At 71.5% G+C, this 8,608-nt stretch carries 7 protein-coding genes; 2 read left to right on the forward strand and 5 right to left on the reverse strand.

The window, feature by feature from the left end; genetic code table 11:
• Positions 1-37 precede the first annotated feature (37 nt).
• A complete protein-coding gene (locus CCN44_RS13660; protein ID WP_414820500.1) occupies positions 38-970 on the reverse strand; it encodes a carbohydrate ABC transporter permease in 933 nt (310 codons plus the stop codon).
• Positions 971-1,146: 176 nt separating this feature from the next.
• Between CCN44_RS13660 and CCN44_RS13665 the strand changes: the two genes are divergently transcribed.
• Positions 1,147-2,013 (forward strand): phosphotransferase enzyme family protein, encoded by an 867-nt coding sequence (locus CCN44_RS13665; RefSeq protein WP_059253615.1) that lies wholly within the window; start codon positions 1,147-1,149, stop codon positions 2,011-2,013.
• Positions 2,014-2,050: 37 nt separating this feature from the next.
• On the opposite strand, the gene CCN44_RS13670 is transcribed toward CCN44_RS13665, so the two are convergent.
• The 4 genes from CCN44_RS13670 to CCN44_RS13685 form a co-directional block, all read right to left on the reverse strand.
• Complete coding sequence (locus tag CCN44_RS13670) at positions 2,051-2,776, reverse strand: 3'-5' exonuclease (protein ID WP_059253614.1); 726 nt, start codon at positions 2,774-2,776, stop codon at positions 2,051-2,053.
• Between the two features lie 140 nt (positions 2,777-2,916).
• On the reverse strand, positions 2,917-4,155 hold the full coding sequence (locus CCN44_RS13675; protein ID WP_086697795.1) for an SAV2148 family HEPN domain-containing protein: 1,239 nt from the start codon (positions 4,153-4,155) through the stop codon (positions 2,917-2,919).
• Between the two features lie 116 nt (positions 4,156-4,271).
• A complete protein-coding gene (locus tag CCN44_RS13680; RefSeq protein ID WP_086697796.1) occupies positions 4,272-5,621 on the reverse strand; it encodes a copper amine oxidase in 1,350 nt (449 codons plus the stop codon).
• 50 nt (positions 5,622-5,671) lie between these two features.
• Positions 5,672-6,484 (reverse strand): Tat pathway signal sequence domain protein, encoded by an 813-nt coding sequence (locus CCN44_RS13685; RefSeq protein WP_086697797.1) that lies wholly within the window; start codon positions 6,482-6,484, stop codon positions 5,672-5,674.
• A 198-nt stretch (positions 6,485-6,682) separates the two neighbouring features.
• On the opposite strand from CCN44_RS13685, the gene glgX reads away from it, so the two are divergent.
• Positions 6,683-8,608 (forward strand): glycogen debranching protein GlgX (gene glgX, locus CCN44_RS13695; protein ID WP_086697798.1); only part of this gene is annotated, 1,926 nt, incomplete at its 3' end.

Below are 8,608 nucleotides of genomic sequence, written 5' to 3' on the forward strand. Positions count from 1 at the left end.
CCTGGCAGGCCGGCTGCGAGCCGGGATCCGATCCTCCTCATGCCTCGTCACCGCCTCGCAGCCGGCCTGCCAGGAACACCGCGAGCAGGACGGAGACGACCGCGACGAGCACGCAGCCCATCGCCGCCGCATAGCCGAACTGGCCGTAGCGGAAGGCCTCCTCGTAGGCGAAGAGCATCGGCAGCCGGGTCCTTCCGCCGGGTCCGCCGCTCGTGAGCACGTAGACCAGCGCGAAGGCGTTGAGGTTCCAGATCAGGTTGAGCGCGGTGATGGCGAGGGCCACCGGTCTGAGCGCGGGCCAGGTGACGGTGCGGAAGCGGCGCCAGGCGCCCGCGCCGTCGACCGCCGCCGCCTCGTGGAGTTCGCGCGGGACGTTCTGGAGCCCCGCGAGCAGGGCGACCGTGGTCTGCGGCAGGCCCGCCCAGACGCCGACGACGATGACCGCGGGCAGCGCGGTGACCAGCCCGCTCAGCCAGTCCCGGCCGGAGCCGAGGCCGAGGTCGCGCAGGGTCTCGTTGAGGACGCCGGCGTCCGGGTTGTACACGAGCCGCCACATGATGCCGACGACGACCTCGGGCATCGCCCAGGGCACGATCGCGAGGGCACGGGCCAGACCGCGCAGGCGCAGGTCCTGGTTCAGCAGCAGGGCCAGACCGAGCGCCAGCAGGAACTGGGGCACGGTCACTCCGGCCGCCCAGACCAGACCGATCCGGAACGACTCCCAGAAGAGGGTGTCGTGCAGCAGGTCCCGGAAGTTGAGGGCGCCGATCCACCGGGTGGCGGCCGTCCGGCCGGACTGGGCGTCGGTGAAGGCCAGCAGGACGCCGTAGAGCAGGGGGCCGACGCTGAGCACGAGGATGGGCACGAGGGCGGGCAGGACCAGGAACCAGGAGCCGTGATCGGCGATCCGGCGGCCGGCCGGCCGTCGCCCTCCCGCCGCTGATGTCCGCGCTTCGCCCACTCGTGTCACGGAATCAGCCCCTTTGCCAGCTCCGGTTGGCGTGTTCATGGTCGTGAAGGCCCGGTGCCTCGTCAAGGGACCGCGCACCGCGGCCGGGCCCGCGCACGGCGGCCGACCAGTGCGAATGCGAGACTGGCCGGGGACCGGGCAGGCACGGCACGGGAAGACGGCACGGAGGCACCACGATGGACGAGGCACGCGCGCGGGACGTACTGGCCACGGCGGGAGTACTGCCGGTTCCGGCCGCCCGGGACGCGCGGCTGCTGGCGCTCGGCGAGAACGCGGTGTTCGCGGCCGGCGGTCTGGTGGTGAAGGTGGGCCGGGACGCCGAGCTGCTGCCGCGGGCCGAGCGCGAGCTGGCCGTCGCCGGATGGCTGGCCGAGGCGGGCGTACCGGCGGTGCGGGCGGCCGAGCCGAAGCCGTTGCTGGCCGACGGCCATCCGGTGACCGTGTGGCACCGGCTGCCGGATCCCGTACGGCCGGCCGAGCCGCGGGACCTGGCCGGGCTGCTGCGCGTCGTGCACGCACTCCCCTCTCCTCCCTTCGCCTTGCCGCCCCGCGACCTGCTGGGCGGTGTGGAGCGCTGGCTGCGGCTCGCGGGCGAGGCGATCGACCCGGAGGACGCGGCCTATCTCCGCGCGCGCCGCGACGGCTTCGCGGCACAGGCCGCGGCGCTGACGCCGCGTCTGACGCCGGGGCCGATCCACGGCGACGCGCTGCCCCGCAATGTGCACGTCGGGCCGGACGGGCCGGTCCTGGTCGACCTGGAGACCTTCTCCGCCGATCTGCGCGAGCACGACCTGGTGGTCATGGCCCTCTCCCGCGACCGCTACGGGCTGCCCGCCGACGCGTACGACGCCTTCACCGAGGCGTACGGCTGGGACGTACGCGAGTGGGAGGGCTGTGCGGTGCTGCGGGGCGCCCGCGAGACGGCGAGCTGCGCGTGGGTGGCGCAGCACGCGCCGAGCAACCCGAAGGCTCTGGCCGAGTTCGAGCGCCGGGTGGCGTCGCTGCGGGACGGGGACGCGACGGTGCGGTGGTATCCCTTCTGAGGGCGCCCGCCGCACGCCCGCCCGCGGACCGCAACGGCTATGCGGGCTGGCCCTCGGTCAGCTCACGGAGGGGCCATGTGCCGTCCACCACCGCGTCCGCCTCCCCCTTGCGTCGCAGGAACGCCTGGAAGTCCGCCGCCCACTCCGCATACCACTGGATCTGCCGCTGGTGCAGCTCGGCCGGGCCCAGGGACGCGATCTTCGGGTGGCGGTCGGCTATCGCGGACGCGAGCCGCGCCGCGGCGAGGGCGTCGGCCGTGGCGTTGTGGGCCGCGTCGAGGACTATGCCGTACTCGGCGCAGACCGCCTCCAGATTCCGTTTGCCGCGGCGGTAGCGGTCGACCCAGCGGTCGATGGTGTACGGGTCGATGACCGGGGCGGGGCGGGTGCCGCCCAGCCGGTCGGTCAGGGACGGCAGGTCGTGCCGGCGCAGTTCCGCCGAGAGCAGGGTGAGGTCGAAGGCCGCGTTGTAGGCGACGACCGGGACGCCCGTCTTCCAGTACGAGACGAGGACGTCCGCGATGGCGTCGGCCACCTGGTCGGCCGGTCGGCCCTCGGCCGCCGCGCGTTCGTTGCTGATGCCGTGCACGGCGACCGCGTCGGCCGGGATTTCCACGCCCGGATCGGCCAGCCATTCCCGGCGCCCCATCGGCTCACCGGCCCTGACCTCGATCACGGCACCCGTGACGATGCGCGCCTCGCGCGGATCGGTCCCGGTCGTCTCCAGGTCGAAGCCGATCAGCAGCTCCCGGTGCCAGCCCATGGGCGGCCCCCCTTCTTGGTGGTGCTTTCCCCCAGTGGCCTCCACCATCGCACGGGGCACTGACAATCCGAGGACGGCGTTCCGCTTCCCGGCCTTCCGGGCGCCCACAGCTGTCGACAGTTGCCGACAGTGCCGACAGTTCAGGACACGGGGCGCGAATCCGCCCAAGCCAGCTCGAATTCCTCGCGGTATGTCGGGAAGAGCCCGGATTCCCCCACATCGTCCGACGTGACCAGTCTGCTGCCGTTGCGCAGCACCAGGACCGGCGACTCCATCCCCCGCACCCCGCGCAGATAGGACTGCACCACGGCGATGCCGTCCGCGCCGTCGCCGTCCACCAGGTAGGCGGTGAAGCGCGGCGTCTCGTCGTACACCTGGATCTCGAAGGCGCCCGGGTCGCGCAGCCGGGACCGCACCCGGCGCATGTGCAGGATGTTCATCTCGACCGAGCGGCTCAGTTCGCCCCGTTTCATCCCGAGTTCCCGTTCGCGGCGCTTGACGGAGCTGGAGGCCGGGTTGAGGAAGAGCAGCCGCACCCGGCACCCGGACTCGGCGAGCCGGATCAGACGCCGCCCGGAGAAGTTCTGCACCAGCAGGTTGAGGCCGATGCCGATGGCGTCGAGCCGGCGGGCGCCGCCGAAGATGTCCTCGGCCGGGAACTGGCGCATGAGCCGCACCCGGTCGGCGTGGACCGCGACGACGTCGGCGTACCGGTCGCCGACCAGGTCCTCGACCGCGTCGACGGGCAGCCGGCGCGCCGAGGGCACGTCGCCGCCCGCGCCGAGCATCTCCAGCAGCCGGGCGGAGGCCCGCTCGGCCTGGCCGAGGACCGCCTCGGACAGGGCCCGGTTGCGGGAGACGACGTTGCGGGTCACCTCCAGCTCGTCGAGAGCGAGTTCGAGGTCCCGGCGCTCGTCGAAGTACGGCTCGAAGCACGGCCAGTGCTGCACCACCAGCTCGCGCAGCTGGGGCAGGGTGAGGAAGCTGAGCACGTTGTCGTCGGCCGGGTCCAGCAAGTAGCCCTTGCGGCGGCTGACTTCCCGGACGGCGACCGCGCGCTGCACCCACTCCTGCCCGGCCGGGCCGGCCGCGGCCACCACCCACTCGTCGCCGTGGACGGGTTCGTAGATGGGCCGCAGTACGGCCGCCACGACCGCGCGCAGCCGCTGTTCGACGAGATTCAGCCAGATGTAGGCCCGGCCGGCCCGCTGGGCGCGGGTGCGCACCTCGCGCCAGGCGTCGGCGTCCCAGTCCAGCTCCGGCCCGATGGACCCCGCGTCCATCGGGCGGGCCAGGGACACCGCGCCGGGCGGGACGTCTGTGGAGTTCCCCTCGTGACCCTCGTCACCAGGAGGCAGCTCCAGCCCTCCCGAGCCCACCCGTGCACCGCCTTCCGCTCCCCCGGGCCTATCCCGTGTCAACGATCAAGGAAGGGTACTCCGCAAGCGGTCGGCGGTGCAGCCGGATGGACAGGTCGGTTTCCCGTCTGCTTTGCTCAACTACGCCATTCCCAGTGGCCGTTCTGCCATGCCAGCTCCTTGGGAGTGAGCGGATTCATAGCCGTGACGTCCCGCGGGGCGATGGAGAAGCCCTGCCAGTGCACGGGCATGGGCTGCTGGTCCTCGTCCCGGGCGATGTGGTGGAAGCCGACGTTCATCCAGACCACCGGGTGGGTGAGGGCCTGACCGCCCACCCACTTGTCGACGGACTTCGGGTGTCCGTTCGCGCACTTCGGGTTGTGGCTGGCGAACAGTTCGCACGGGTTGTACTCGGTGACGTACATGTCGTGCTTGGTGAAGCCGCGGCCCGGGTAGCGGATGGTGGGCCCGGGGACCAGTTCGTACGAACGGGCGTGGCCGTCCTTGTTCTTGCCGGTCGCGCTGACCACCCGCCACCAGCGGTAGGCCTTGTGGTCGCCGGCGAGTTCCTTGGCGACCTTGGTGCGGGTGGTTTTGGCGGTCGGGCCCTCCTGCCGTCCGGCGGGGGCGCTCACGGTGGAGTCGTACTGCTCGACCTTCGTCTTCGAGGAGCCGTCCAGGCCGAAGTCGAGCCGCCAGAAGACGTTGTGGCTGTGGCTGGTGGCGTAGTCCTTGGCGCCCTTGCCGATGGGCCAGCCGCGTCCGTCCTGGGCGTTGTAGTCCTCCCAGGAGAGGCTGCCGGTCGCCCCGACGTTCATGGCGACCGTGCCGTCGTCCTGGAAGCGCCACTCGGTGATGTACTCGTACCAGCCGACCTGGTTGACCGTGTACACCAGCAGGTCCTTGCCCTGCTGCTGGTAGGTCTTGTCCGGCTGGACGAGGTCGTGCATCCGGTAGGCGTGGCCGCGGGAACGGGTGGTCGTGCACAGGCCCTTGACGTTCGGGTGGCTCGGGTCGGCGTCGGGGACCTTGACGCTCTTGATGGTGCCGCCGGGGCATTCGGCGGGTGCCAGTTCCATCAGCTCCTGGGCGAAGTTCTGGCCCGTCAGGTCGTAGTACTCGTGCTTTCCGTCGTCGTACGGGACGTGGATCTGGGCGAGTCTGGCGCTGTTGAGGACCTTGATGGGCTTGGTCTCGCCCTTGGGCTGGTAGGAGATGTTCTCCAGGACGAGGCCGGCCTTGCTGTCGTAGCGCCAGCACATGCGCCAGGTCGTGCCGGTGGAGAGCTTCTGTTCGATCGTGTGGGCGGCGCTGCAGCCGGGTGCCGCCGCCGCGGGAGCGGTCTGCGGGCGGGCCACGGCGGGGCCGGCCGTCGTCGTCGCGCCGGCGGCCAGCGCGGCCAGGGTCAGTCCGACGGCCGCGCTCTTGCGGGCGGCACGGCCGGGGATGCGCGGCCGGACGCCGCCGGGCAGGTGCTGTTCGGGCATGAAGAGGTGACTCCCTTGCCGGAGGTAGGGGTGGGGACGGCGGACGGCGGTCAGCTGCGGTCGAGGGCGGCGGCCTTGCGGGCGCTCAGGTCGATCACGAGGTCCCGGGTGTCGATCCAGGGCCCGTTGCGGATCTTGGAGAACAGCCGCACGCACCGGTGCTCGCCGCACGCGTCGAGCACCGCGGGCTGGGCGCCCGGCGAGGCCTCGTAGATCCCGCCGCTCAGCTGCAACTGGTCCGGCGAGGTGAGTTCCTTGCCGGTGGCGTCCTTGTAGTCCGCCTTCAGGCCCGCGCCCAGCGGGTCCGCGATCAGGATCCGGGCCGCCTCGGCGTTCTCCGCGCGGCTCGGCGGCGGCTGGACACCGCGCTGGGCGTCGGTCTGCTCGACCTTCCCGGTCTTGAGATTGACGGTCTTGGTGACGAGGGTGTCGTTCTTGTAGTCGTAGTAGGTCACGTCGGCCCGCCGTGGCGCCCGCGGGTCGTCCGCCTCGGCGGCCTCGGGCTCGGCGAGGTCGACGCTGAGCCGCTGCGGTCCGCGGTCCCCTTCGACGTCCCGAGCGGTGGCCGAAAGCCGTCCGGTCACGGCGAGCTTCTCGACCCGCCGGATCTCGTCGTCGGTGAGCGGGTCGCGGCCGGTGCCCTGCTTCCCCTCGGCGGGCGCCTGCTCCACCACGCCGGGCGGTGCGGCGTCCGGCCCCTGCCCGGCCTGCCGCGCGGCCCGCGTCCCGCCGCCGGGCCCGCCGGAGTCGTCCGCGCCCGCCGTGCCCGGCAGGGTGACCGCGACCATGGCGGCGGTCCCCGCCGCCGCCAGCGCCGCGCCGGTCAGTACTTTGCCCAGATGACGGTGGACTTTCTCGCGCACATCTTCCCCCTACTCCCCCTGGTCCCCGGGAGTACGTGTCTGCCCCGCATGTTCGGCCCACGGCGGGTACCAGAACCGCCGTGCGCACTGGTCACTGGATAAGAGGTCGGGGGAGCCGTGGGAGGTTGCCTCACTTTCGGACGAGACTCGGGGCCAACGCGGCCCCAGGCGGACGGCACACCTGGGAGAGTCGTACCCATGCAGGTCTGGCCTGGAGAGGCGTATCCGCTCGGCGCCACCTACGACGGCGCCGGAACCAACTTCGCGGTCTTCACGGAGGCCGCGGACCGAGTAGAGCTGTGTCTGCTGCACGACGACGGCTCGGAGACGGCGGTGGAACTGCGCGAGAGCGACGCGTTCGTGCGGCACGCGTACGTGCCGGGCGTGATGCCGGGACAGCGGTACGGGTTCCGGGTGCACGGCCCGTACGACCCCGCGCGCGGGCTGCGCTGCAACTCCGCCAAGCTGCTCCTCGACCCGTACGCGAAGGCGGTCAGCGGGGCGGTCCGGTGGGGCGAGGAGGTGTACGGCTACCACTTCGGCGCGCCGGACGAGCGCAACGACCTGGACTCGGCGCCGCACACCATGACCTCCGTGGTGATCAACCCGTACTTCGACTGGGGCGACGACCGTCCGCCGCGCACCGAGTACCACCACACGGTGATCTACGAGGCCCATGTGAAGGGCCTGACCATGCGCCATCCGGGGCTGCCGGAGGAGCTGCGCGGCACCTACGCGGCCCTCGCCCACCCGGCGGTCATCGAGCATCTGACCAAGCTCGGAGTGACGGCGCTCGAACTGATGCCCGTCCATCAGTTCGTGCACGACCACCGGCTGGCCGACATGGGCCTGAACAACTACTGGGGCTACAACACCATCGGCTTCTTCGCCCCGCACAACGCGTACGCCTCCTGGGGCGACCGCGGCCAGCAGGTGCTGGAGTTCAAGTCGGCGGTCCGGGCGCTGCACGAGGCCGGGATCGAGGTCATCCTGGACGTGGTCTACAACCACACCGCCGAGGGAAACCACCTGGGCCCGACGCTGTCCTTCAAGGGCATCGACAACCCGTCCTACTACCGGCTGGCCGACGATCCGCGCTACTACATGGACACCACGGGCACCGGGAACTCGCTGCTGATGCGGTCCCCGCACGTGCTCCAGCTGATCATGGACTCGCTGCGGTACTGGGTCACCGAGATGCACGTCGACGGCTTCCGCTTCGACCTCGCGGCCACGCTCGCCCGGCAGTTCCACGAGGTGGACCGGCTGTCGTCGTTCTTCGACCTGGTGCAGCAGGACCCGGTGGTCTCCCAGGTGAAGCTGATCGCCGAGCCGTGGGACGTGGGCGAGGGCGGCTATCAGGTGGGCAACTTCCCGCCGCTGTGGACCGAGTGGAACGGCAAGTACCGCGACACGGTACGGGACCTGTGGCGGGGCGAGCCGCGCACGCTGGCGGAGTTCGCCTCCCGGCTGACCGGCTCCTCCGACCTCTACCAGGACGACGGCCGCCGCCCGCTGGCCTCCATCAACTTCGTCACCTGCCACGACGGGTTCACCCTGCACGACCTGGTGTCGTACAACCACAAGCACAACACGGCCAACGGCGAGGACAACCGGGACGGCGAGAGCCACAACCGGTCCTGGAACTGCGGGGCGGAGGGCGACACCGACGATCCGGAGGTGCTGCGGCTGCGCGCCCGGCAGATGCGGAACTTCATCGCCACGCTGATGCTGTCCCAGGGCGTGCCGATGATCAGCCACGGTGACGAGTTCGCCCGCACCCAGCGCGGCAACAACAACGCCTACTGCCAGGACAACGAGCTGTCGTGGGTGCACTGGCCGGAGTCGCAGGAGGGCGACCTGCTGGAGTTCACGCGCGCGATGGTGTGGCTGCGGCGCGACCATCCCGTCTTCCGCCGGCGCCGCTTCTTCCACGGCCGTCCGGTGGAGGGCACCCATGACGAGCTGTCCGACATCGCCTGGTTCACCCCGGAGGGCGGCGAGATGACGCAGCGGGACTGGAACTCGGCGCAGGCGTCGGCGTTGACGGTGTTCCTGAACGGCAACGCCATCTCCGAGCCCGGCCCGCGCGGGGAGCGCATCACCGACGACTCCTTCCTGCTG

The sequence above is a fragment of the Streptomyces tricolor genome (assembly GCF_002155905.1).
GTDB classification, from domain to species: domain Bacteria; phylum Actinomycetota; class Actinomycetes; order Streptomycetales; family Streptomycetaceae; genus Streptomyces; species Streptomyces tricolor.